Genomic DNA, 22,679 nt, shown 5'->3' on the forward strand with positions numbered 1-22,679 from the left:
ATCAGGCCAGTTCCGACGACGGGAGCCGGCCGGCGAGGTGGTCGGCGTACTGGTCGGCCACGTTCTCGGCGAACTCGGCGAAGGTCTCCTCCACCACCCAGCCCACGTGCGGGGCCAGGACGACGTTGGGCAGGGCGCGCAGCGGGGAGTCCGCGGGCAGCGGCTCGACGGCGAACACGTCGAGCCCGGCCGCCCGCAGCGGGCCGTCGCGGAGCACCTCGGCCAGGGCCACCTCGTCCACGATCGCCCCGCGGGCGGTGTTGACCAGCACCGAGCCCGGCTTCATCGCGCCCAGCCGGTCGCGGTCGAGCAGCCCGCGGGACTCCTCGGTCAGCCGCAGGTTGACGCTGAGCACGTCGGTGGTGGCCAGCAGCTCGTCCAGGTCCAGCCGGGGGACGTCGTCGGCGGCGGGTGCACTGCCCGGTCGGGCCCAGGCGACCACGTCCATCCCGAACGCCCGGCCCAGCTCGGCGACGGCGCGGCCCTGCCGGCCCATGCCGAGCACCCCGAGCCGCCGTCCGGCCAGCGTGCCGCCCAGGAGCGGCGGCCAGGCGCCGGCGTCGAAGGCCCGGGTGGCCTCCGGGAACCGGCGCAGCGCGGCGATGGCCAGCCCGAACGTCAGCTCGCGCATCGCTGCCTCGGGTGCGGCGCTGGTGCGCCAGAGGGTCACCGGGATGCCGCGGCGGGCGGTCTCGGCGAGGTCGACGTGGTAGGCGTGCCCGCCGGTCTGCAGCACGATCCCCAGGTCCGGGAAGCGGGCCAGGGTGCCGGCGTCCAGCCGGGTGCGCTCCCGGATGGTGACGATCGCGGTGACGCCGACGAGCTCGGCGTCGGGCACGTCGGCCAGGGGGACGTCGAGGAACCGGGTGTCGGCGAGCTCGGTCAGCCGCCGTCCGCCCGGGGAGGCGCGCAGCAGGCCCTCGCGGTCGTCGAGCACCAGCAGTCGGGGGGTCACGCCCCGAGTCAACCCACGCCCAGCGGCCCGGGACAGCCGCTGCGTGCGGGCCTCAGACCAGGAAGCGGTAGGCCGTCGTCCCGGGTGCCAGGTGCTCGATCTTGAGCGGGCCGGCCTCGATCCGGGCCAGCAGCGGGGCCAGGCCGTCGACGCTGCCCAGCTCGATGCCGGTCAGCGCGGCGCCGGTCTCCCGGTTGTCCCGCTTGACGTACTCGAACAGCACGATGTCGTCGTCGGGCCCGAGCACCTCGTCGAGGAAGCGGCGCAGCGCGCCGGGCTCCTGCGGGAACTCGACCAGGAAGTAGTGCTTGAGCCCGCGGTGCACCAGCGAACGCTCGACCACCTCGGCGTACCGGCTGACGTCGTTGTTGCCCCCGCTCAGCACGCAGAGCACCGTCTGCCCCGGCTCGACGACGACGGCGCCCCCGGTCAGCGCGGCGCTGGCCAGCGCCCCGGCGGGCTCGGCGATCACCCCGTCGACCTGGTACAGCTCGAGCATCTCGGTGCAGATCTGCCCCTCGGGCACGGTGACCAGATCGGCGCCGGAATCGCGCACCAGCGGGTAGGTGACGTCACCGGCCCGGCGCACCGCGGCGCCGTCGACGAACGTCTCGATCTGCTCCAGCGTCACCGGTTCCCCGGCCGCGAGCGCCGCGGCCATGTTCGCCGCGCCGACCGGCTCGACACCGACCACCCGGGTGCCCGGGGCGTGCTCGGCGAGCCAGGTGGCGCAGCCGGCGAGCAGGCCGCCGCCGCCCACCGGCAGGACGACGACGTCGGGCACCACGGGCAGCTGGGCCAGGAACTCCACGGCCACGGTGGCCTGGCCGGCGACGGTGGACAGCGCGTCGAAGGCCGGCACCAGGGTCGCCCCGGTGGTGGCGGCGTGTGCGGCCGCGGCCCGGGCGGCGTCGTCGTAGGTGTCGCCCTCGACGACCAGGGTCACGGCGTCCCCACCGAGCGCGGCGATCCGCTGGCGCTTCTGCTTCGGCGTCGTCCCGGGTACGAAGACGTGCCCCTGCACGCCGAGGGCCTTGCAGGCGTAGGCGAAGCCCTGGCCGTGGTTGCCGGCGCTGGCGGTGACGGCGGTGCCGCCACGGCCGAGCTGGGCGATCGTGTTGTAGGCCCCGCGCACCTTGTACGAGCGGCCGACCTGCAGGTCCTCCCGCTTGAACCAGACGTCGGCGCCGGTGAGGGCCGAGAGCCGGGCGTTGCGCTGCACGGGGGTCGGCGTCGCGACGCCGGCCAGCCGCCCCACGGCAGCCTCGACCTCGGCGGAGAAGGGGGAGGTCACGGCGGACATCCTCCCCCGCGCCCCCGGGGCTGCCGTCCCCGGTGGCCCACCTGCGACGTGGATCACAGGCGCTTACGCTCCGCGTGCAGATCGACCGATGCAGGGGGTGACGTGACGGAGACCGGACGCTGGGCGCGCCGATCGGCCCGCACGAGGAGCGAGATCGTCGCCGCCGCGCAGACCCTCTTCGCCGAGCGGGGGTTCGCCCACACCCCGGTGGCGCTCGTCGCCGAGACCGCCGACGTCGCCGTGGCCACCGTGTTCAACCACTTCCCGCAGAAGCAGGCCTTGTTCTTCGCCGACCGGTGCCCGTGGGAGCTGCTGGCCGTCCGCGACCTCCCGGCCCTGGGCCCGGACGTGTCGGCCGGGACGGTCCTGGACCTGCTGGCCGCCGCGGTGGAGCGGCACTTGGGCGCGATGGCCGACCCCGCGAACCGGTGCGTGCTGGAGGACCTGCTGAACGAGCCGTTGCTGCGGCACTGGGAACGGGACGGGCAGGCCCGCACCGAGGCCGAGCTGGCCCGCGTGCTGGCCGGTTGCGACCACCCCGGCGTGCGCACCGACCCCGAACGGGTCGCCGCGCACCTGGTCACCGAGATGCGGCTGGCGATGGACGCCGGTCGGCTGGCTTCCTGGGCGGGCACCCCGGTCGCCGGGCCGCCGGTGGCCGAGCGCTGCAGCCAGGTGCTGGCCTCCTGCGACTGAGGGTCAGGCGGCCCAGGCGGGGGTGGGGCCGGTGCCCAGCCGCCAGCGGGCGGCCTCCTCCGACGGGCTGTGCGAGCCCAGCGCCAGGCTGAGGCCGCGGAGCTGGGCGCGGGTGACGGCGAGCTGCCCGCGCTCGCGCAGCCCGCGCACCGCCCGCCCGGGCACGCCGGCCAGCGGGGCGATGGTGGGGGAGACCAGCAGCGCGGCGCCGCCGGAGAACCCGGAGTAGACGACGCGCTCGGCGGCCCCCAGCCCGGGCGGGGCGGAGAGGAAGGCCAGCAGGTCCGCGGGCACCGGCTCGAGGGTGGGTGCGTAGGCGGCGAGCGCCTCGGCCAGCTCGGCCTCGGTGTGCGGCAGGTCCGTGGCGCCCAGCCGCTCGGCGGTGAGCGCCCACTCCCCGACATAGGTGTCGGCCCAGCGCGGGCCGAACCGGCTCATGTCCCGGCCCACCGCGGTCTGCGCGGCCAGGAACGCGTCGGTGAAGGCCAGGTGCACCCACCGCAGCAGGTCGGGGTCGCCGGCGGAGTAGGCCCGGCCGTCCTCGATGACGCCCTTCACCCGACGGTGCATGCCGCGCACCCGGGCCGACTCGCGCTCGGCGAGCTGGGCCGACCCGAAGGTGCTGACCACCAGCCAGCGGGCGGTGCCGGCCAGCCGCTTCCAGGGGTCCTCGCGGTAGGCCGAGTGCCGCTGCACGCCGGCCAGGGCCAGCGGGTGCGCGCCCTGTCCGAGCAGGGCCGCCACCCCGCCGACCAGCGTGGACAGGTCGCCGTGCACCCGCCACACCACGCCGTCGGGGTCGAACCAGCCGTCGCCCGCGCCGACCGTGCCGATCTCGCGCACCCAGTCCGGCGCGCCGGTGGGGTCGCCGGACACCCGACCGCGGAAGGAGGCCCGGGCGGAGTCGGCGAGGTCGCTGATCAGGAACACGCCTCCATCGTGCGGGTTCCGCGCCCGGTCCCGCCGAGTGACGGCTGACGGTCCTTCGCGGCGGTCCCGGACGACGCTGGGCTGTCAGTCGACGACGAGCAGGACGGCGGCGGCGAGCGCGGCCGCCGTCCGCAGGTGGTTCCAGCGGGTCCACGTGCGCCGGTAGCGCGGCCAGGTGGAGGCCTCGCGCTCCAGGGCGTCGTTCAGCGGCACGTTCGCCGCGACCGTCACGCCCACGGTGCCGACCAGGTAGACCACGGCGCCGGCCACCTGCAGCGCCGACGGCCCGGTCACCAGGACGGCGACGCAGGCGGCCGCCGTCCCGAAGAGCGCGAGCATCAACGGCGGCCGGACGGCGGCCACGTTCACCGCCCGCATCGCCGCCGAGCCCGCGTCGTCGGTCAGCCGGCGCAGCGCGGCCATCACGAACCCGCTGAACGCGAAGAACACCCCGCCCACCAGCGCGCAGGCCACCGCGGTCAGCTCAGCCAGCACGCACCCACCGTAGGGGTCAGATGTCGCGCCAGGGGCCCGTCGTGGCCTCGTTCTCCGGCACCGGCGCGAACACGTTGCCGTCGCTGGCGGGCACGGAGTCCCGGCTCATCCCGAAGACCTTGAGCAGCGGGCCGACCAGGGCGTCGAACACCGGGGGCACCAGCCGGTAGCCGGCGATGATCAGCGGGTTGGCGATCCCGGACTGCTTGAGCCGACGCGGGTTCTCGGCCACGGCGAGGATCGCCTGTCCGACCCGGCGGGGGCTGTAGACCGGGGGCGGCGGGTGTCCGGTGTTCCCGAGCACGGTCGCGGCCTGGTAGTAGATCGGGGTGTTGACCCCGCCCGGGGAGACGGCGCTGACGTGGATCGCCGGCACGTCGCGGGTCTCCTGCTGCAGGGTGCGCACCAGCCCGAGCTGGCCCCACTTGGCGGTGGCGTAGGCGCCCATCGTGGGCGCGGTGATCGAGGCCAGCAGCGAGCTGACGACGACGAGGTCGCCGCGGCCCTGGCGGCGGAACTGGGCCAGCACCGGGCGGGCGACGTTCGCCGTCCCGTGGATCGCGGTGTCCACGACCTGCTCGAACACCTCGGCGCGCAGGTCCTCCACGTCGCCGTAGGCCATCACGGTCGCGGCGTGCACGACCAGGTCCAGGGAGCCGAACCGCTCGACCGACCGACGGACGACGTCGCCCAGCCCGGCCCGGTCGTTGACGTCGCAGGCCTCGACGACGACGTCGGTGGCGCCGGCGGCACGACAGTCGGCCGCGGCCTGCTCGAGGGTGGTGGCGCTGCGGGCCAGGAGCACCAGGCGGGCGCCCTGCTCGGCGAGGAGCAGCGCGGTGGCCCGGCCGATCCCGCTGGAGGCGCCGGTCACCAGGGCAGTGCGATTCGGAGTCACTCCCGTCCGCTACCCGGCCCGCTACCGTGCCCACACCCGTTCACCGTCCCCGGGAGTGTCCGTGTTCCAGAAGGTCCTGGTCGCCAACCGCGGGGAGATCGCCGTCCGGGCGTTCCGCGCCGCCTACGAGCTCGGCGCCGGCACGGTCGCGGTGTTCCCGCACGAGGACCGGAACTCGGTGCACAGGCTCAAGGCCGACGAGTCCTACGAGATCGGCGAGCCCGGGCACCCGGTGCGCGCCTACCTCGACGTGGCCGGGGTGGTCGCAGCCGCGAAGCGGGCCGGGGCCGACGCCGTCTACCCCGGGTACGGCTTCCTGTCGGAGAACCCCGACCTGGCCGCGGCCTGCGCCGATGCCGGGATCACCTTCGTCGGGCCGAGCGCCGCGGTGCTGGAGCTGACCGGCAACAAGGCCCGGGCGATCGCCGCCGCGAAGGCCGCCGGGCTGCCGGTGCTGGGGTCCACCGAGCCCACGGACGACGTCGACGCGCTGCTCGAGCAGGCCGCCGACATGGCTTACCCGCTGTTCGTGAAGGCGGTCGCCGGCGGTGGCGGGCGCGGGATGCGCAAGGTCGACGATCAGGGCGCGCTGCGCAGCTCCATCGAGGCCGCGATGCGCGAGGCGGAGTCGGCGTTCGGCGACGCCACGGTGTTCATCGAGCAGGCGGTGGTGAACCCGCGGCACATCGAGGTGCAGATCCTGGCCGACACCCAGGGCAACGTGATCCACCTGTTCGAGCGCGACTGCTCGGTGCAGCGCCGCCACCAGAAGGTCATCGAGCTGGCCCCCGCGCCGAACCTGCCGGCCGAGCTGCGCGAGCGGATGTGCGCCGATGCCGTCGCGTTCGCCAAGGCCATCGACTACACCTGCGCCGGCACGGTCGAGTTCCTGCTCGACGAGAGCGGCAAGCACGTGTTCATCGAGATGAACCCGCGCATCCAGGTCGAGCACACGGTCACCGAGGAGGTGACCGACGTCGACCTGGTGCAGTCCCAGCTGCGGATCGCCTCCGGGGAGTCGCTGGCCGACCTCGGGCTCAGCCAGGACACCGTCGTGCTGCGCGGGGCCGCGCTGCAGTGCCGGATCACCACCGAGGACCCGGCCAACGGGTTCCGCCCCGACACCGGGCGGATCACCGCCTACCGCTCGCCCGGGGGCGCCGGGGTGCGGCTGGACGGCGGCTCGTCGCTGGGTGCCGAGGTCGGCGCGCACTTCGACTCGATGCTGGTCAAGCTCACCTGCCGCGGCCGGGACTTCGACCTCGCCGTCGCCCGGGCCCGCCGTGCGGTCGCCGAGTTCCGCATCCGCGGCGTCTCCACCAACATCCCGTTCCTGCAGGCCGTGCTCGACGACCCCGACTTCCGGGCCGGCCGGGTGACGACGTCGTTCATCGAGGAGCGGCCCGAGCTGCTCACCGCCCGGCAGTCCGCCGACCGCGGCACCCGGCTGCTGGCCTACCTCGCCGACGTCACGGTCAACGAGCCGCACGGCGAGCGCCCGCACCTGGTCGACCCCACCGAGAAGCTCCCGCAGGTCGAGCTGGTGGGCACCCCGCCCGAGGGCTCCCGGCAGCGGCTGCTCGCCGTCGGCCCGGAACAGTTCGCCGCCGACCTGCGCGCACAGACGGCGCTGGCGGTCACCGACACCACCTTCCGCGACGCGCACCAGTCGCTGCTGGCCACCCGGGTGCGCACCAAGGACCTGCTGGCCGTCGCCCCGCACGTCGCCCGGACGACGCCGCAGCTGCTCAGCCTGGAGGCCTGGGGCGGGGCGACCTACGACGTCGCGCTGCGCTTCCTGCACGAGGACCCCTGGGAGCGGCTGGCCGCGCTGCGCGAGGCGGTGCCGAACATCGCGCTGCAGATGCTGCTGCGCGGGCGCAACACCGTGGGCTACACGCCCTACCCGACCCAGGTGACCGAGACGTTCGTGCACGAGGCCGCGCGCACCGGCATCGACGTGTTCCGGGTGTTCGACGCGCTCAACGACGTGTCCCAGATGCGCCCGGCGATCCAGGCCGTCCGCGACACCGGGACGGCGCTGGCCGAGGTGGCGCTCTGCTACACCGGCGACCTGTCCGACCCGGCCGAGCAGCTCTACACACTCGACTACTACCTGCGGCTGGCCGAGCAGATCGTCGGGGCCGGTGCCCACGTGCTGGCGATCAAGGACATGGCCGGTCTGCTCCGCCCGCCGGCCGCCGCCACGCTGGTCACGGCCCTGCGCGAGCGGTTCGACCTGCCGGTGCACCTGCACACCCACGACACCGCCGGCGGTCAGCTCGCCACGCTGATGGCGGCCTGGCAGGCGGGCGTGGACGCCGTCGACGGTGCCGTCGCGTCGATGGCCGGCACCACGTCGCAGCCCCCGCTCAGCGCGATCGTGGCCGCCACCGACCACACCCCGTACGCGACGGGCCTGGACCTGGCCGCGGTCAACGACCTGGAGCCGTACTGGGAGGCCGTCCGGCGGGTCTACGCGCCGTTCGAGTCGGGCCTGCCCTCGCCCACGGGCCGGGTCTACACGCACGAGATCCCTGGCGGGCAGCTGTCCAACCTGCGGCAGCAGGCGATCGCGCTGGGCCTGGGCCAGCGGTTCGAGGAGGTCGAGGACGCCTACGCCGCAGCCGACCGGCTGCTCGGCCACCTGGTGAAGGTCACCCCGTCGTCCAAGGTGGTCGGTGACCTGGCCCTGCAGCTCGTGGGTGCCGGTGTGGACGTCACCGCGTTCGCCGAGGACCCGGGGAAGTTCGACGTCCCGGACTCGGTGGTCGGGTTCCTGCGCGGCGAGCTGGGCGACCCGCCCGGCGGCTGGCCCGAGCCGTTCCGCTCGAAGGCCCTGGAGGGACGGCGGGCGGTGGCCCCGGCGGCCGAGCTGACCGACGACGACCTCGCCGGCCTGCGCGACACCCCCCGGCCCACGCTGAACCGGCTGCTGTTCCCCGGCCCGACCGCGGAGTTCGACACCCACCGGGAGACCTACGGCGACACCTCGGTGCTGCCGAGCAAGGAGTTCCTCTACGGGCTGCGGCGCGGCGTCGAGCACGCCGTCGACCTGGAGCCCGGGGTGCGACTGCTGATCGGCATCGAGGCGGTCAGCGACGCCGACGAGCGCGGCATGCGCACCGTGATGTGCACGCTGAACGGCCAGCTGCGCCCGGTGAGCGTGCGCGACCGGTCGGTGGACTCGGCGGTGAAGGCCGCGGAGAAGGCAGACCGCGCGAAGCCCGGGGAGATCGCGGCGCCGTTCGCCGGCGTGGTCACCCTGCAGGTGGCCGAAGGCGACGAGGTGGCTGCCGGGGACACCGTGGCCACGATCGAGGCGATGAAGATGGAGGCGGGCATCACCGCCCCGCAGGCGGGCACCGTCGCGCGCCTGGCGATCAGCACGGTGCAGCAGGTGGAGGGTGGTGACCTGCTGGTGGTGCTGGGCTGACCCGTCCGGGTGATCACGCCGGTCAGCTGGGGACGATCCTGTTCCGCATGTCGCACGCTGGTCCCGCCCCACCGGTGGGAGCCCTCAGCTCGGAGGTCAGCACGTGACAGCAGCAGTCCCCGTCGACCACCTCGGCACGGTGTTCGGTCGGCTCCAGCGCGCCGCCGTGCCCGGCGCGGACGACCTCGCCGTCCGCGTCGTCACCCGCTTCCTCTCCCGGACCGAGCCCGCGTGGCTCCGCGCCCGCCCCGAGCAGCTGCGCCTGGACGTCCTCACCGTCTGCGGGGTGCTGGACAGCCGCCGCCGCTGAGCGTGGATCAGCTCCGACGACCACCGTGCATCCTCAGCCGCCGACGCCGGTGGAGGAGGACGCACACTCGTCGTCGGAGCTGATCGACGCCGGGGCGGGGGGAGGGTCGGCGGCGGGGAGCTGGTCAGCGGCGGGTCATCCGCCGGGTCTGCCGGGCGCGGGCGACCACACGACCGGCCTCGTCGTGCAGCACCGCCTCGTCGACGCACCCGTAGCCGTCGACGAGGTCGGTCCACTGCTCCATGCGCAGCCAGGCGCCGGCGGCCGGGGGTGCGCCGTGCAGGTGCAGCGTCAGCTCGACCGTCGGCATGACCGCCGGCGCGGTGGCCGTGGCGTACAGGCTGGGTGGCAGCACGTCGACCAGCAGCCCCAGCGCCACGTGGGGGTCGGGGACGACGGCCGCCTCGCGCACGCGGACCCACGCGGCCAGGCGGGGGTCGGAGCCCCCGGCCAGCGGGCGGCCCGGTCCGACGGCCCGGATTTCCACGTGCTGGCTGACCGGCACGAAGTCCACCGGCAGCACCAGCGGTTCGCCCTCGTCGGGGCCGTCGGGCAGGGGGCGGGCGGGGTGTTCGTCCGGTGGCCCCGGCGTGGCGCCCACCAGCGCCTGGCCGACCACCCGGGTCTCGCCGCCCTGCTCGGCGGTCAGGTGCAGGCTCGTGGTGCCGCCGGTGCGCCACGGGTGGGCCAGCGCGGTGAACGCCTCACCGGTGTCCACCGGGCGCAGGTGGTGGGTCTGCACGGTGCGCACCGCGACCGACGCCCCGGGGCGGGCGTGCCCGGCGGCGACCCGGTGGGCGGCCTCGGCCAGCGCGCCGAGCACCAGCCCGCCCTCGAGGCCGGCGAAGGCCCGCCAGCTGTCGTCGAAGGTCCAGGCGCCGGCGCCGGCGGCGCGGCCGGTCAGGACGGGTCCGCCAGCCGTGCGCGGGCTGCGGTCAGGAACCCCTCGGAGAGCTCGTCTCCGCTGGTGGCGCGGGCGAGGAGCACGGCGCCGACCATGGTGGCCAGGTCGGCCAGGGCCGCGGGTCCGTCGTCGTCCCGGAGCGTGGCGAGCGTGCCCACCAGCTCGCGCACGCCGTCGACGTAGCGGTCGCGCACGGCGTCGGCCACCCCCGGTCGGGCGACGTCGACAGCCAGCGCCGCCGTCGGGCAGCCGCGACCGGGGTGGTCCCGGTGGGCCGTGGAGAGGTAGGTGTCCAGGAACCGCTCGCGGGCGGTGGCCGGGTCGTCGGCGACCAGGGCGGCCAGTCGGTCGGCACGCGTGCGGATGGCGGCGTCGTCGGCCTGGACGAGCAGGTCGTCCTTGGACTCGAAGTGCTTGTAGAAGCCGCCGGGGGTCAGCCCGGCGGCGGCCATCACGCCGGGCACCGTGACCCCGTCAGGCCCGAGCTCGCGGACCAGACGCGCGGCTTCGGTGATGATCCGGTCGTGGTGGACCGCTCGCTGTTCCCGTGACGCCCTGGGCACGAGGCATCCTCCACATCGATAGATTGTGTGCTAACTCTATCCTGTGCAGACCACGACGGAACGCCCCCCGACCGACCGGCAGCTGCGGGTGCTGCTGGCGGTGGTGTCGGCGGCGACCTTCCTCGCCTCGCTCGACCTGTTCATCGTCAACATCGCGTTCCCGTCGCTGCAGGCGGCCTACCCGTCCGCGGGGTCCGCCCTGGCCTGGGTGCTCAACGGCTACACCATCACCTTCGCCGCGCTGCTCGCCCCCGCGGGCCGGCTCGCCGACCGGTACGGCCGCAAGCGGGTGTTCCTCGCCGGCCTGGTCGTGTTCACCGTGGCCTCGATCGGGTGCGCGCTGGCCTGGGGCGTGTGGCCGCTGGTGGGCTTCCGGGTGCTGCAGGGCGTCGGTGGCGCCATGGTCACCGGCACCTCGCTGGCGCTGCTGCTCGCCGCGTTCCCACCGGCCCGCCGGGGGCCGGCCATCGCGATCTGGGCCGCGGTCGGCGCGGTGGCCGCGGCGCTGGGCCCGCCGCTGGGCGGGCTGCTGGTCCAGCTGAGCTGGCGCTGGGTGTTCCTGGTCAACGTGCCGGTCGGCGTGCTGGCCGTGGTGGTCGGGCTGTCCGCGATCACCGAGTCCCGCAACGAGGGCGAGCGGCGGCGCACCGACGTCCTCGGCACGCTGCTGCTGGTCGCCGGGGTCGCCGTGCTCTCCTACGGCCTGGTGGAGGCCCCGGAGGAGGGCTGGGGCAGCGCCACCACGCTGCTCCTGCTGCTGGGCGGCCTGCTGATCCTCGGCCTCGCCGTGCTGCGGTCCGCCCGGTCGGGCGACCGCGAGCCGGCGCTGGCCCTGGCGCTGTTCCGGGTCCCGGGGTTCGCGCTGGCCTCGCTGGCGGCCGCGCTGTTCTTCGCCGGGTTCGGGGCGATGCTGCTGCACAACGTCTTCTGGCTGACCGAGGGCTGGGGCATGACGGTGGTGGTCGCCGGCCTGGCGCTGACCCCCGGCCCGGTGCTGGCCGCGCTCAGCGCCGTCCCGGGCGGCAAGCTCGGCCGCCGGATCGGCCCCGGCAACGCCGCCGCACTCGGCGGGCTGAGCTTCGCCCTCGGGGCGCTGTGGTGGGTCTGGCAGGTGCAGGCCGAACCCGACTACCTGGTCGCGTTCCTGCCCGGGCAGCTGCTCACCGGTCTCGGGGTGGGTCTGTCCATCGCCAACCTGTCGACGGCGGCCTCGACGGCCCTGCCGCCGGCCCAGGTCGCCACCGGGACGGCGACCTTCACCGCCGCCCGCCAGCTGGGGGCGACCTTCGGGGTGGCGCTGCTGCTGGCCGTCGTCCCGCTCGGCGCCGTCCAGGACGTCGACGTCGCCGACCGGGGCTGGTTCCTGAGCATCGGCCTGGCCGCGGCAGCGGCGCTCACCGGTGCCACGCTGGGCCGGCGCAGCAGGTCCCACCGGACCCGGGGGGCGGACCGGTGACGATGAGGGGCGTACTGGACAGCCGCCGCCCCCGGCGTTGATCAGGTTCGACGACCACTGTGCATCCTCAGCCACCGACGCCTGTAGAGGAGGACGCACACTCGTCGTCGGAGCTGATCGACGCCGGGGGGACGGCGGCGCCTGACTCAGCTCGCGAAGCGGGCCTCGTCGGCGCGGAGCTCGGGCAGGCCGATGGTCTGCAGGAACCCGTCGAAGTCGCCCATCGGGGCGCCCGCGGTCGAGGACGTCTGCTTCAGCGTCGACAGCGCGGCCTGCATGGCGTGCGTGGCGGCCAGCAGCGTGCTGATCGGGAAGAGCACCAGGGAGAAGCCCAGCTCGGCGACGGTGTCCATGGTCAGGCCCTCGGTGGCCCCGCCCTCGACCCAGTTGAACAGCAGGTGGTGGCCCTTGAGCTCGGTGGCGACCAGCTCGACGTCCTCGGCCGTCCGCGGCGCCTCGACGAAGAGCACGTCGGCACCGGCGTCGGCGAACCGCAGCGCGCGGTCGATCGCGGCGCGGGTGCCCTCGACCTGGGCGACGTCGGTGCGGGCGATGACCACCAGGTCGGGGTCGGTGCGGGCGGCGACCGCGGCCCGGACCTTCGACACCGCCTCCTCGACGTCCACGACGGCCTTGCCGGTCATGTGCCCGCAGCGCTTGGGCGAGACCTGGTCCTCCAGCTGCAGCCCGGCGACGCCGGCCTGCTCGTACTCCCGCACGGTGCGGACGACGTTGAGCGCGTTGCCGTAGCCGGTGTCGGCGTCGGCGATGAGCGGGACGTCGACCGCCTGGGCCATCCGGCGGGCGTTGTCGGTCATCTCCGCCCCGCCGAGCAGGCCGACGTCCGGACGCCCGAGCAGCGAGGCCGACGTCCCGAAGCCGGTCATGTAGACCACGTCGAAACCGGCCTGCTGGACCAGTCGGGCGCTCAACGCGTCGTAGGCGCCGGGCGCGATCAGCGGACCGGGGGCGGCGAGCAGCTCGCGCAGCCGGGCGCGTGGGTTGGGGCGGGGGGCGACGAACGAGGTCACGAGGGGTCCTTCCGAGGAGTGGGCCGACGGGGCTCCCGCACGGGGGGACGGGAGCCCCGCCGGCGGCTCAGCCGAGCAGGGGCTTGACCTTCTCGCCGAAGGTCTTCACGCCCTGCTCGAAGTCGTCGAAGGTGAACATCATCCCCTTGACGCCCTGCATCTTGGCGACCTCGTCGATCTGCCGGGCGACGGTCTCGGGGGAGCCGACCAGGGTGGCCATGTTGAAGTTGACCGCACCCTCGGGGAGGTTGATCGTGCGCGCCGTCCCGCCCTCGTCGGCGGTGGTGTCCTTGGCGCCCTCGTCGCTCATGTAGCCGAGAGCGGCCAGGTCAGCGCCGTCGTGGTAGCTCTTCCACTTGGCTTGGGCCTCCTCGTCGGTGTCGGCGATGATCGCCATGAACAGCGGCAGGGAGCCGACGTCCCGGCCGGTGGCGGCGGCCGCGGCGGCCAGCTTCTCGGTGGGCTCGCGGTAGGTCTCGGGGGTGTTCACGCCCGGGGAGAGGATGAAGTTGTAGTCGCCGTACTCGGCGCAGAACCGCATGCCGCGCTCGCTCTGCCCGGCGCAGACGACGTCGATGTGGCTGCTGGGCTGGGGCGACAGCTTGCAGTCGGTCATCTGGAAGTACTGGCCGTCCAGGTCGCAGGTGCCGGTCTCCCAGAGGTCGCGCATGACCTTCACGTACTCGGTGGAGTAGTCGTAGCGGTAGCCGAAGTAGTCGTCGCCGGGCCACAGGCCCATCTGCGCGTACTCACCCGACGCCCAGCCCGAGACGATGTTGACCCCGAACCGGCCCGGCGCGATCGAGTCGATGGTGGTGGCCATCCGGGCGACGAGCGCCGGCGGCAGGGTGAGGACGGCGGTCGAGGCGTAGAGCTTGATCTTCTCCGTGACCGCGGCGAGGCCGGCCATGAGGGTGAAGGACTCCAGGTTGTGGTCCCAGAACTCGGTCTTCCCCCCGAACCCGCGCAGCTTGATCATCGACAGCGCGAAGGCGAAGTCCTGCGCCTCGGCCTCCTGCACGATCCGCTTGTTCAGCTCGAAGGAGGGCTTGTACTGCGGGGCGTTCTCGCTGATGAGCCAGCCGTTGTTGCCGATCGGGATGAAGACGCCGAAGTCCATGCCTGCTCCTGGGGCTAGAAGGTGGGGGTGGGCCGGCGTCGCTGCCGGGGTCTGGGGGTCAGCCGGCGGCGCAGGCCTCGGCGAACGTGCGGGCGGGGGTGTCGTCCCCGAGGGCGAGGACGGCGGCCAGCACCCGTTCGGTGGTCGCCTCGTCGGCGACCGGGGCCATCGACTCGCGGTACTTGAGGACGACGTCGGCGTTGGGTAGCGGTCGGTCGGCGTGCCCGCGGTTGACCTGCTCGCGGTGGGTGAGCACCCGGCCGTCGGTGGTGGTCACCTCGACCCAGCCGGAGTAGGCGGTGGGGAAGGCGCTGTCGGGGTCGGGGACGACGTCGACCAGCCGGGTCAGCGCCAGCACCTCGGGGTCGCGCAGCGCCGACTCCTCGAGCTCGGCCAGGGTGAACCGACCACGGGCCAGCGTGGTCGCCACGATGTAGGGCAGCGAGAACTTGGCGTCGTACTCGTCGCGCGGGGCCCACTTGGCGGCCGCCGGCTCGCAGACGACCTTGCCGGGCACCGGGTGGATGGCGCAGCGGATGCCGGCCACGTCGGCGGCGGTGAGCCCGTGCTGCTCGCGCAGGGAGAGCGCTGCGTCGGCGAAGGCGTGCGCGAAGTGGCAGACCGGGTAGGGCTTGACCGCTGTCTCGGCGGTCTCCCAGCGGGTGCCCAGGCCCTCGGCGACGAGCTCGGGGTGGGTGTCCCGGCCGCTGAGGTGGGTGGCGAACAGCCCGAACCGGCCCTCGTAGACCGCGGCGGGCCCGGTCCAGCCGGCCCTGGCGAAGGCGGCGGCGGTGAGCCCGCTCTGCGCGGCCCAGCCGGGGTGCAGCCGCTTGGTCCAGGCGCCGTCCTCGAGGAACTCCAGCAGCCCGGCGGCCATCGAGCCGACCACGCCCTGCGCGGCGACGAGCTGGTCGGCATCGAGCCCGGCGACCTTGCCGGCAGCCACCGCGGCGCCGAACGCGCCGGCCAGCGCGGTGGGGTGGAAGCCCAGGTCGTGGAACGCCCCGGCGCCGGCCAGGCCCACCCGGGCGGCGACCTCGACACCGAGCACGTAGGCCAGCAGCAGGTCGCGGGTGGTGGCGTCGGCGGCGACGGCGGCACTCAGGGCGGCGGGCAGTGCGGACGCCGAGACGTGGGTGACCGCGCCGATGTGGGTGTCGTCGAAGTCCAGGCCGTGCACCAGGACGCCGTTGAGGACGGCGGCGTCCCGCGGTGACAGGCGGGTCTCCATGCCCAGCACCGGGTGGTCGCCGCGGCCCAGGGACTCCAGCGCCTCGGCGGCGACGGAGGGGAACCGGTGCGCGGTGGCGGCGTACGCGAGGCCGACGGCGTCGAGCACCAGGTGCCGGGCCCGCTCGAGGACCTCGTCGGGAACGTCGTCCGGACCGATCGAGACGACCGCGTCGGCGACCTGGCGGGCGAGTGCTGCTGTGCTCATCGACCCCTCCTGTCTGTGACGGCGACCATAGGTCAGACGTTTACGCGGCGGAACCCCTGAGCGTGTGGAACCAGGCGACCCCGTCGGCCACGACGTCGGCGTACCGGGCGTCCAGGTCGACCAGGGCCGCGTCGTGGATGGGCTGCGACCGGTCGGCCATGGCGTCGGCGAGGACGACGGGGGAGTAGTCGAGCGAGGCGGCGTCGACCACGGTGGCCCGCACGCAGCCGGCGGTGGTGAACCCGGCGACGGCGAGGGTCTGCACGCCCAGGCCGCGCAGGACGCCGTCCAGGTCGGTGCGCACGAAGCCGGAGGCGCGCTTCTTGGTCACGACGGTGTCGCCGTCCCGGTAGCCGGTGCGGGGGTCGAACTCGGCCAGCTCGGCGCCGGGGCGCAGCTGGGTGAGCGCGGGGGCCTTCGCCGTCCACACCGGGCCGAGGTCCTCGCCCTCGTCGAAGACCACCCGCAGCCAGACGACGGGGACGGCGGCCTCCCGGGCCGCGGCGACGACGGCGCCGCAGGTCTCGGCCGCCGCGCCGAGCGCCGTCCCGGGGTCGCCGCCGAGGGTGAACAGCCGCTGGCAGTCGACCATCACCAGGCCGGGGCGCTCGGTGGAGTCCAGCCGGCCGACGCCGACGGTCACCGCCTCGGGCGGGCTCACCCGGCCAGCCCGCTCGCGACGTAGCCGGCGAAGTTCGCGAGGCGCACCCCCTGGAGCCGGCACGCCTCCAGGGCGACGTCGTCGGGGGCCGCGCCCGAGCGGGAGACGAAGGAGCCGCCGTAGGGGTTGCCCGACTCCTTCATCAGGTGCCGCTCGCCGTAGCCGAGGGGCAGGACGAGCGAGCCCCAGTGGTAGAGCACGTTGTTCATCGCCAGGATCGTCGACTCGAGGCCGCCGTGGCCGGTGGAGGCGCTGGTGAAGGCGGTGCCCACCTTGTCGGCGAGCTTGCCCTGGAACCAGAGGCCGCCGGTGGTGTCGAGGAACTCCTTGAGCTGGCCGGCGGGGAGGCCGAAGCGGGTGGGGCTGCCCAGGGCCAGGCCGTTGGCCCACTCGAGGTCGTCGAGGGTGGCGGTCTCGTGCTCCGCGGCGTCGACGAAGGCCTGCCACTTCGGGTTGGCCGCGATGGCGGCCGGCGGGGCGAGCTCGGGGACGATGCGCAGCCGCACCTCGGCGCCCTGCTCCTCCGCACCCTTGCCGATGGCCTGCGCCATGGCGGCCAGGTTGCCGGTGGAGGAGTAGAAGACGACGGCGACGCGGGGGGTGACGGGCACGGCCTCATCCAACTGTCAGACGATTGCCGTCGTCAACGCCTGGCCTGTCAACGCTGTGTGAACCGCTCCGCTGGCAGACTGGCCGCCGTGACCAGCGGTGCGCCGGCGGGACCCGCGTACGCCGTGCTGGCCGAGCAGATCCGGGCCCGGATCCTGTCGGGCGACCTGGCCCCCGGCGCGCGGCTGCCCGCCGAGCAGGAGCTGTCCGCGGACTTCGGGGTCGGCCGGTCGACGGTCCGCGAGGCACTGCGCTCGCTGGCCAGCCAGAACCTGATCCAGACCACCCGCGGGGTCAGCGGCGGGAGTTTCGTCAGCGTGCCCACGATCGGGCACATCAGTGCCCACCTGGAGACCGGCGTCGCCCTGATGGCCGCGGCCGAGCGGGTGACCGTGGCGCAGCTGATGGCCACCCGGCACATCCTCGAGGTGCCCGCGGCCGGCGAGGCCGCGCTGCACCGCACGGATGCCCACCTCGAGGACCTGAGGCGTGCGGAGTTCGACCCCTCATCGGCCTCGGGGGAGGAGACCTACTCGGCGAACCAGGACTTCCACCTGGTCCTGCTGCGCGCGACGGGCAACCCGCTGCTGGAGGTGATCACCGCGCCGCTGTTCCGGGTGCTGGGGACGCGCTTCGGGCGGGACCACGCGCCAGACGGGTTCTGGGCGTGTGTCGCTGACGATCACGCCGAGCTGCACGACCTGGTGGCTGCGCGCGACTCCGACGGGGCCACCACTGCGATGCGGCGGCACCTGGACCACCTGACCGGCGCGTACGAGCAGATGGACCGGCTGAGTCGGGGCTGACCGAGTGCTGACAGCGGTGCGGGTGAGGTTATGTGAAGACACTGAACGGCGGCGGGCTTCTCAGGTCTGACCGCCATCGTCGTCATCCCGTTGGGCGTGTGTCTTGCTCCACTAGCTGACACCAATGTCGTGAGTAGCCCTGTTCTGAGCTCAGCGAGGCTTGAATACGCTCACACGTAATGAGAGACTCGGCTATGCCACTTAGGATCGAGCGAGTCAATCTCTCAAGCGAGAATCAAATTGTCGCGCTGTCGAACAACCTTTCGGTAATTGTTGGACCAAACAATGTTGGCAAGTCGGCACTGTTGAGCCATATATCGCGCAAACTTGGTGAGCAGCCCGGAAACGCCCCGGAGCATAATCCCATCGTCACCAGCCTTGATGTCATCAAGCCCACAATGGAGGAAGTTGAGAAAAGGCTAACTGCGATCCATGCTGTCCGTCCACCGGGTCAGTATCCGCAAGGGAGCTTTAATGAGCCAAGCTATCTGACTCGTCAGGGGGGCACACTTTTTCAGTCGCAACTATCTAATATTTTGAATCAGCAGGCTGGGTCCGTCGGGTCCTTGGCGCAAGTATTTATCTCCCATCTGGCTCCAGAGGGGCGCCTAGGGCAGTTGGGCAACACCACCCCTCCGGATCTGTATAACAATCCGCAAGGAAGCACGCCGCTTCAACTCATGTACGAGAATCGGGACCTAGAAAATCGCATAGCCGACCTGACTGTGAGAGCGTTTGGCGAGCCTGTCACAGTCAATCGCCATGGAGGAAATCAGATTGGCCTGCACATGGGTAGACCTTCCGCTCCCGAACCACCTTTGGGCGTGAAAACCGAATACCAGAGGCAAATTATGGCCTTACCTTTGGCTGCTGATCAGGGGCATGGAGTGCAAGCTTTTGTTGGCATGTTGCTGGTGCTGGCAACTCAGCAATATGATGTAATCCTGGTGGATGAGCCCGAAGCATTTTTGCATCCCCCCCAGGCCAGACTTCTTGGTGAACTTTTTGTCGAATTCAGCAAGTCCGGATCCCAGGTAATCGTTGCTACTCACAGTGACGATTTTCTGCAGGGCGTCGTTGGGTCCGCCGGCCTGGCCGCTGACGTCACCGTGGCCCGACTAACGCGGCCGGAAAGAACGACCAATGCTGTTGCCCAGGTCCCACCCCCTGCCATCAGGAAACTGTACGAAGACCCTCTTCTCCGATTCTCGAACATTCTAGCCGGCATTTTTTATCGGGGTGTCGTTCTTTGTGAGTCGGAATCGGATTGTCGATATTATGAGGCGGTCCTCGGTTATGTAATCTCTATTGAGGACGGTAGGAGCCACCCAGACTTGCTGTTTACGCAGTGTGGGGGTAAGGATAGGTTCGCGAAGGCTGTTACAGCCCTGGCGGGGACTCGTGTTCCGACCGCTGTAATTGCCGATATTGATCTATTGGCGGACCCGTCCAAATTTCGCGAGACGCTTGAGGCTCTTGGCGGGGATTATCAACAAATAGAGTCAGATGTGACGGTCTTGACGTCCCACGTGAATCAAAAAACTATCGAACCGGATGCAACCCTTGCCAGGGTTAAAATCATCCAAGTCCTTGACTCGCTGACCGGATCAACGGTTTCGAATACGCAAGCTAACGCGATACGACAAGCCATCGCTAGGGTGTCGGGCTGGAAGCACGTGAAAGCGAATGGTCGTACGGCCATCTCGAGCGGGAACCCTACTATGGCGTTTGATCGCATACTGGCAGCGTGTCAATCTGTCGGCCTCTTCTTGGTGCCTGTTGGTGAATTGGAGCGGTTCCATCCAGAAATTAGCAACGCAAATAAGCAATCGTGGCTGCGTGAGGTATTTGAAACCTCAGTTTACAAATCAAGCCATACTTCGCAGCAATTTGTTGAGGCTGTAGCTGGGTACATCGCTGCGACACAAAGGCAATGACCGGCTGCCGATCAGCCTCTGCCGCTCCGCCCCGGGTCGGACCCGCGCAGGATGCTACGCGTCCAGCCCGTTACCACTTCCTAGCAGAGCAACAAAATTGACGTCCCGCTTCGAAGCGGTTTATTCGCGCACGGACCTACGGCGAGGGTCGATCCGAGCCGCGACCATGACTGAGTCTGTGGTTGAACAGCCATGCCCCCGCCGCCAACAGGACGTCCTCGGCGTCCTCGGGAGCGGTCAGCTGCACCCCCACCGGCATCCCCGAACCCGGGTGGAACCCCACCGGCAGGGCCAGGGTCGGCCCGGCGTGCAAGGACCACGGGTAGGTCAGCTGGCCCAGCCGGCGGGACACCCGCAGGACGTCATCGGGGTCGGCGCGGGGGACGTCGACCGGGAGGGTCGGGGTGAGGAACAGGTCGACGCCCTCCATCGCCGCCGAGATCCGGCTCTGCAGGGCGCGGCGGGCGGTCACGGCGTCGGCGCGCTCGTCGGCGGTGATGTCCACGCCCAGGCCGACCCGCACGAGGGTGTCGGGGTGGAAGCGCTCGGGTTCCGAGGCCAGCCGGGAGGCGTGGATGCGGGCCAGGTCGGCGTAGACCAGCGTGTAGACGATGTCCTGCGCGTCCAGCAGGCCCTCGATCTCGATCGGCACGACCTCGGCGCCGAACACCGCCACCGCGGCGTCCACCACCGCCTGCACCCCGGGGTCGATGTCGGTCAGCAGCTGCACCGGCAGGCCGATCCGGCGCGGGGGAGCAGCGGCGGGCAGTGGGGCGGACGACCCGGTGAGCACCCGCTGCGCCCGCGCGACCAGGGCGACGTCCCGGGCCAGCGGCCCCACCGTGTCCACGTCGTCGCAGACCGGGAAGACGCCGTCCATGGGGATGGAGCCGTGCGTCGGCCGCAGCCCGACCACCCCGCACGCGGATGCGGGCAACCGGATCGAGCCGCCGGTGTCGGTGCCCAGCGCGAGGTCGACGACCCCCGCGGCGACGGCTGCGCCGGAGCCGCCCGAGGACCCACCGGGGATCCGTGAGAGGTCCCACGGGTTCCGGCACGGGCCGGCGGCGGAGTTCTGGTTGGTCACCCCGACGGCGAACTCGCTCAGGTTCAGCGTCGCCACGAGAGAGGCGCCCGCCGACGTCAGCCGCCGCACCACCTCGGCGTCCTCGGCAGGGACGCGAGAGGCGAAGAAGGCCGAGCCGCAGGTGGTCGGGCCGCCGGCGACGTCGATGTTGTCCTTCACGCCCAGCCGCACACCCGCCAGCGGCCCGGGGCCGGGAGCGCCCCGGTCGACCCGGCGGATCACGGAGTTGGTGCCGGCGTCGTCCATCAGACCTCCTGGGAAGGGCTTGCGGAGCCAATCATCAGACAATTAGCGTCCGGGTGTCGAGGGAGGTCTCCATGACCACACACCCAGCCGTTCTGGGGCGGTACTTCGAGGACTACGTGGTGGGCGACGTCTACCAGCACCCGCTCGGGCGCACGATCACCGAGGCCGACAACACCTGGCTGACGCTGCTGACGATGAACACCAACCAGCAGCACGTCAACGCCCACCTCGCCGCCCAGAACCCGATCACCGAGGGCCGGGTGATCGTGAACTCCGGGCTGACGATCGCGCTGACGCTGGGCCTGAGCGTGCTGGACATGAGCCAGAACGCCGTCGCCAACCTCGAGATGACCGACGTGAAGCTCACCCACCCCGTCTACGCCGGGGACACCCTGTACGCCGAGAGCCTCTGCACCGGGCTGCGCGCGTCGAGGTCCCGGCCGTACGCGGGGATCGTCTCGATGGTCACCCGCGGCCTGAACCAGGACGGCGACGAGGTCATCTCCTACAAGCGGTCGGTCATGGTCGCCACGCGGGAGTCCGGCATCGGGCAGGACCACTTCCCGCAGGCCAAGAACGGGCCCCTGCAGGGATGAGGCCGCTGGAGGACGTCCGGATCATCGCGCTGGAGCAGTACGGCGCCGGCCCGTTCGGCAGCGTGCACCTGGCCGACCTCGGTGCCCAGGTGATCAAGATCGAGGACCCGCGCACCGGCGGCGACATCGGCCGCTACGTCCCGCCCTACGCCGCCGGTGAGGACTCGCTGTTCTTCGAGACCTTCAACCGCAACAAGCAGAGCCTCAGCCTGGACATCTCCACCCCCGCCGGCCGCGCGGTGTTCGAGGACCTCGTGCGCACCAGCGACGCCGTCTGGTCCAACCTGCGCGGCGACGTCCCGGCCAAGATCGGGATCCGGTACGCCGACCTCGCCCACCTCAACCCGGCGCTCGTCTGCTGCAGCCTCACCGGGTTCGGGATGACCGGCCCGCGCGCCGCCGAGCCCGGCTACGACTACGTGCTGCAGGGCATCGCCGGCTGGATGAGCCTCACCGGCGACCCCGACGGCCCGCCCACCAAGACCGGGCTGAGCCTCGTCGACTTCTCCAGCGGCTTCGTCGCCGCGCTCAGCCTGATGGCCGGGCTGCACGCGGCGAGGAGGGACGGCGTCGGCGGTGACTGCGACGTCTCGCTCTACGACACCGCCATGTCGCTGCTGACCTATCCCGCCACCTGGGCGCTGAACGCCGGCTACGAGCCGGTGCGCACCGTGGACTCCGCGCACCCCTCGCTCGTCCCGTTCCAGGCGTTCGCCGCCAGCGACGGCTGGCTCGTCGTGGGCTGCGCCAAGGAGAAGTTCTGGCAGCGGCTGGTCGCCGTCCTCGGGCGCCCCGACCTGGGGGACGACGAAAGGTTCGCCAGCTTCACCGCCCGCGACGTGCACCGCGACGCGCTGCTCCCCGAGCTCAAGGCCGCCTTCGCGGGCAACACGGTCGACCACTGGCTGGCGCTGCTGGCCGCCGCGGGGGTCCCGTCGTCCCCGATCAACGACGTGCACCAGGCACTCGCCGACCCGCAGGCCGTTGCCCGCGGACTGCTGCTGGAGACCGAGCACCCGCACTGGGGCACGGTCCGGCAGGTCGGCAGCCCGGTGCGGTTCGGCGACCAGCCCGCCGAGCACCGACGTGCCCCGCACCGCAACGAACACCAGCACGAGATCACCGCCGACCTGCTGGGCTACTCGCCCGAGCAGGTCGCCGAGCTGGCAGCCGCCGGCGCCTTCGGAGAACAGGGGAGCTGA

Annotated in this window: 21 protein-coding genes; 8 read left to right on the top strand and 13 right to left on the bottom strand. The window is 72.3% G+C overall.

Translation table 11 applies throughout. The annotated features are described in order from the left end of the window. Position 1: 1 nt before the first annotated feature. The gene (locus ASG36_RS11170; protein ID WP_055763755.1) at positions 2-955 is read right to left on the bottom strand and encodes an NAD(P)-dependent oxidoreductase; all 954 of its coding nucleotides are present in this window, start codon (positions 953-955) and stop codon (positions 2-4) included. Between the two features lie 52 nt (positions 956-1,007). Continuing rightward, entirely contained in the window at positions 1,008-2,249 is a 1,242-nt protein-coding gene (gene ilvA, locus ASG36_RS11175) for a threonine ammonia-lyase IlvA (RefSeq protein WP_369794076.1), read from the bottom strand. Positions 2,250-2,360: 111 nt separating this feature from the next. Here ilvA and ASG36_RS22200 point away from each other — a divergent pair, with 111 nt between their 5' ends. Further along, positions 2,361-2,954, top strand: coding sequence for a TetR/AcrR family transcriptional regulator (locus ASG36_RS22200; RefSeq protein ID WP_055763759.1), 594 nt, complete (start codon positions 2,361-2,363; stop codon positions 2,952-2,954). Between the two features lie 3 nt (positions 2,955-2,957). On the opposite strand, the gene ASG36_RS11185 is transcribed toward ASG36_RS22200, so the two are convergent. The 3 genes from ASG36_RS11185 to ASG36_RS11195 all read right to left on the bottom strand — a co-directional run bounded on the left by ASG36_RS11185 (position 2,958) and on the right by ASG36_RS11195 (position 5,253). Continuing rightward, on the bottom strand, positions 2,958-3,884 hold the full coding sequence (locus tag ASG36_RS11185) for an oxygenase MpaB family protein (protein ID WP_055763761.1): 927 nt from the start codon (positions 3,882-3,884) through the stop codon (positions 2,958-2,960). A gap of 84 nt (positions 3,885-3,968) precedes the next feature. Beyond that, a complete protein-coding gene (locus tag ASG36_RS11190; protein ID WP_055763762.1) occupies positions 3,969-4,379 on the bottom strand; it encodes a DUF1772 domain-containing protein in 411 nt (136 codons plus the stop codon). Between the two features lie 16 nt (positions 4,380-4,395). Beyond that, entirely contained in the window at positions 4,396-5,253 is an 858-nt protein-coding gene (locus ASG36_RS11195) for an SDR family oxidoreductase (protein ID WP_235494879.1), read from the bottom strand. Between the two features lie 85 nt (positions 5,254-5,338). Here ASG36_RS11195 and ASG36_RS11200 point away from each other — a divergent pair, with 85 nt between their 5' ends. Together ASG36_RS11200 and ASG36_RS11205 are read left to right on the top strand one after the other, a co-directional pair. Further along, the gene (locus tag ASG36_RS11200; protein WP_055763766.1) at positions 5,339-8,713 is read left to right on the top strand and encodes a pyruvate carboxylase; all 3,375 of its coding nucleotides are present in this window, start codon (positions 5,339-5,341) and stop codon (positions 8,711-8,713) included. 103 nt (positions 8,714-8,816) lie between these two features. Beyond that, positions 8,817-9,023 carry a hypothetical protein gene (locus tag ASG36_RS11205; protein ID WP_055763768.1) on the top strand — a complete coding sequence of 69 codons (207 nt, stop codon included), beginning with the start codon at positions 8,817-8,819 and terminating at the stop codon, positions 9,021-9,023. A gap of 124 nt (positions 9,024-9,147) precedes the next feature. Here the strand turns inward: ASG36_RS11205 and ASG36_RS11210 are convergent, their stop codons facing one another. Together ASG36_RS11210 and ASG36_RS11215 are read right to left on the bottom strand one after the other, a co-directional pair. After that, positions 9,148-9,927, bottom strand: a complete 780-nt coding sequence (locus ASG36_RS11210) for a thioesterase family protein (protein WP_082523020.1) — start codon at positions 9,925-9,927, stop codon at positions 9,148-9,150. Further along, positions 9,924-10,490 carry a TetR/AcrR family transcriptional regulator gene (locus ASG36_RS11215; RefSeq protein ID WP_055763771.1) on the bottom strand — a complete coding sequence of 189 codons (567 nt, stop codon included), beginning with the start codon at positions 10,488-10,490 and terminating at the stop codon, positions 9,924-9,926. Before ASG36_RS11215 ends, ASG36_RS11210 begins: the two co-directional genes overlap by 4 nt. A 43-nt stretch (positions 10,491-10,533) precedes the next feature. Here ASG36_RS11215 and ASG36_RS11220 point away from each other — a divergent pair, with 43 nt between their 5' ends. Further along, on the top strand, positions 10,534-11,946 hold the full coding sequence (locus ASG36_RS11220; protein ID WP_055763773.1) for an MFS transporter: 1,413 nt from the start codon (positions 10,534-10,536) through the stop codon (positions 11,944-11,946). A gap of 146 nt (positions 11,947-12,092) precedes the next feature. On the opposite strand, the gene ASG36_RS11225 is transcribed toward ASG36_RS11220, so the two are convergent. From ASG36_RS11225 to wrbA, 5 genes are all read right to left on the bottom strand, one after another. Continuing rightward, positions 12,093-12,977: an oxaloacetate decarboxylase gene (locus ASG36_RS11225; RefSeq protein ID WP_055763775.1), complete on the bottom strand. Its 885-nt coding sequence runs from the start codon at positions 12,975-12,977 to the stop codon at positions 12,093-12,095. 67 nt (positions 12,978-13,044) lie between these two features. Continuing rightward, complete coding sequence (gene rutA / locus ASG36_RS11230; RefSeq protein ID WP_055763777.1) at positions 13,045-14,097, bottom strand: pyrimidine utilization protein A; 1,053 nt, start codon at positions 14,095-14,097, stop codon at positions 13,045-13,047. A gap of 58 nt (positions 14,098-14,155) precedes the next feature. Continuing rightward, positions 14,156-15,535: an MmgE/PrpD family protein gene (locus ASG36_RS11235; RefSeq protein ID WP_055763779.1), complete on the bottom strand. Its 1,380-nt coding sequence runs from the start codon at positions 15,533-15,535 to the stop codon at positions 14,156-14,158. A gap of 40 nt (positions 15,536-15,575) precedes the next feature. Beyond that, positions 15,576-16,196 carry an isochorismatase family protein gene (locus ASG36_RS11240; RefSeq protein ID WP_055763781.1) on the bottom strand — a complete coding sequence of 207 codons (621 nt, stop codon included), beginning with the start codon at positions 16,194-16,196 and terminating at the stop codon, positions 15,576-15,578. Beyond that, on the bottom strand, positions 16,193-16,807 hold the full coding sequence (gene wrbA, locus ASG36_RS11245; protein ID WP_082523021.1) for an NAD(P)H:quinone oxidoreductase: 615 nt from the start codon (positions 16,805-16,807) through the stop codon (positions 16,193-16,195). The genes ASG36_RS11240 and wrbA overlap by 4 nt, the downstream gene beginning before the upstream one ends. An 87-nt stretch (positions 16,808-16,894) precedes the next feature. On the opposite strand from wrbA, the gene ASG36_RS11250 reads away from it, so the two are divergent. Both ASG36_RS11250 and ASG36_RS21555 read left to right on the top strand, forming a co-directional pair. After that, entirely contained in the window at positions 16,895-17,611 is a 717-nt protein-coding gene (locus ASG36_RS11250; RefSeq protein WP_200944438.1) for a FadR/GntR family transcriptional regulator, read from the top strand. 179 nt (positions 17,612-17,790) lie between these two features. Beyond that, positions 17,791-19,548 (top strand): ATP-dependent endonuclease, encoded by a 1,758-nt coding sequence (locus ASG36_RS21555; protein WP_082523022.1) that lies wholly within the window; start codon positions 17,791-17,793, stop codon positions 19,546-19,548. Between the two features lie 136 nt (positions 19,549-19,684). Here ASG36_RS21555 and ASG36_RS11260 read toward each other — a convergent pair whose 3' ends face one another. Further along, a complete protein-coding gene (locus tag ASG36_RS11260; RefSeq protein WP_055763787.1) occupies positions 19,685-20,881 on the bottom strand; it encodes an amidase in 1,197 nt (398 codons plus the stop codon). 71 nt (positions 20,882-20,952) lie between these two features. Here ASG36_RS11260 and ASG36_RS11265 point away from each other — a divergent pair, with 71 nt between their 5' ends. Beyond that, positions 20,953-21,477 (top strand): MaoC family dehydratase, encoded by a 525-nt coding sequence (locus ASG36_RS11265; RefSeq protein WP_055763789.1) that lies wholly within the window; start codon positions 20,953-20,955, stop codon positions 21,475-21,477. Continuing rightward, on the top strand, positions 21,474-22,679 hold the full coding sequence (locus ASG36_RS11270) for a CaiB/BaiF CoA-transferase family protein (RefSeq protein ID WP_055763791.1): 1,206 nt from the start codon (positions 21,474-21,476) through the stop codon (positions 22,677-22,679). The genes ASG36_RS11265 and ASG36_RS11270 overlap by 4 nt, the downstream gene beginning before the upstream one ends.

It is taken from the genome of Geodermatophilus sp. Leaf369 (assembly GCF_001424455.1).
Classification (GTDB): Bacteria; Actinomycetota; Actinomycetes; order Mycobacteriales; family Geodermatophilaceae; genus Klenkia.

Excerpts from the sequence above, each read along its gene's own strand:
- ASG36_RS11265 (WP_055763789.1), top strand. The coding sequence starts at position 20,953 with ATGACCACACACCCAGCCGTTCTGGGGCGGTACTTCGAGGACTACGTG.
- ASG36_RS21555 (WP_082523022.1), top strand. The coding sequence starts at position 17,791 with ATGAGAGACTCGGCTATGCCACTTAGGATCGAGCGAGTCAATCTCTCA.
- rutA (WP_055763777.1), bottom strand. The coding sequence starts at position 14,097 with ATGGACTTCGGCGTCTTCATCCCGATCGGCAACAACGGCTGGCTCATC.
- ASG36_RS11270 (WP_055763791.1), top strand. The coding sequence starts at position 21,474 with ATGAGGCCGCTGGAGGACGTCCGGATCATCGCGCTGGAGCAGTACGGC.
- ASG36_RS11260 (WP_055763787.1), bottom strand. The coding sequence starts at position 20,881 with ATGGACGACGCCGGCACCAACTCCGTGATCCGCCGGGTCGACCGGGGC.
- ASG36_RS11235 (WP_055763779.1), bottom strand. The coding sequence starts at position 15,535 with ATGAGCACAGCAGCACTCGCCCGCCAGGTCGCCGACGCGGTCGTCTCG.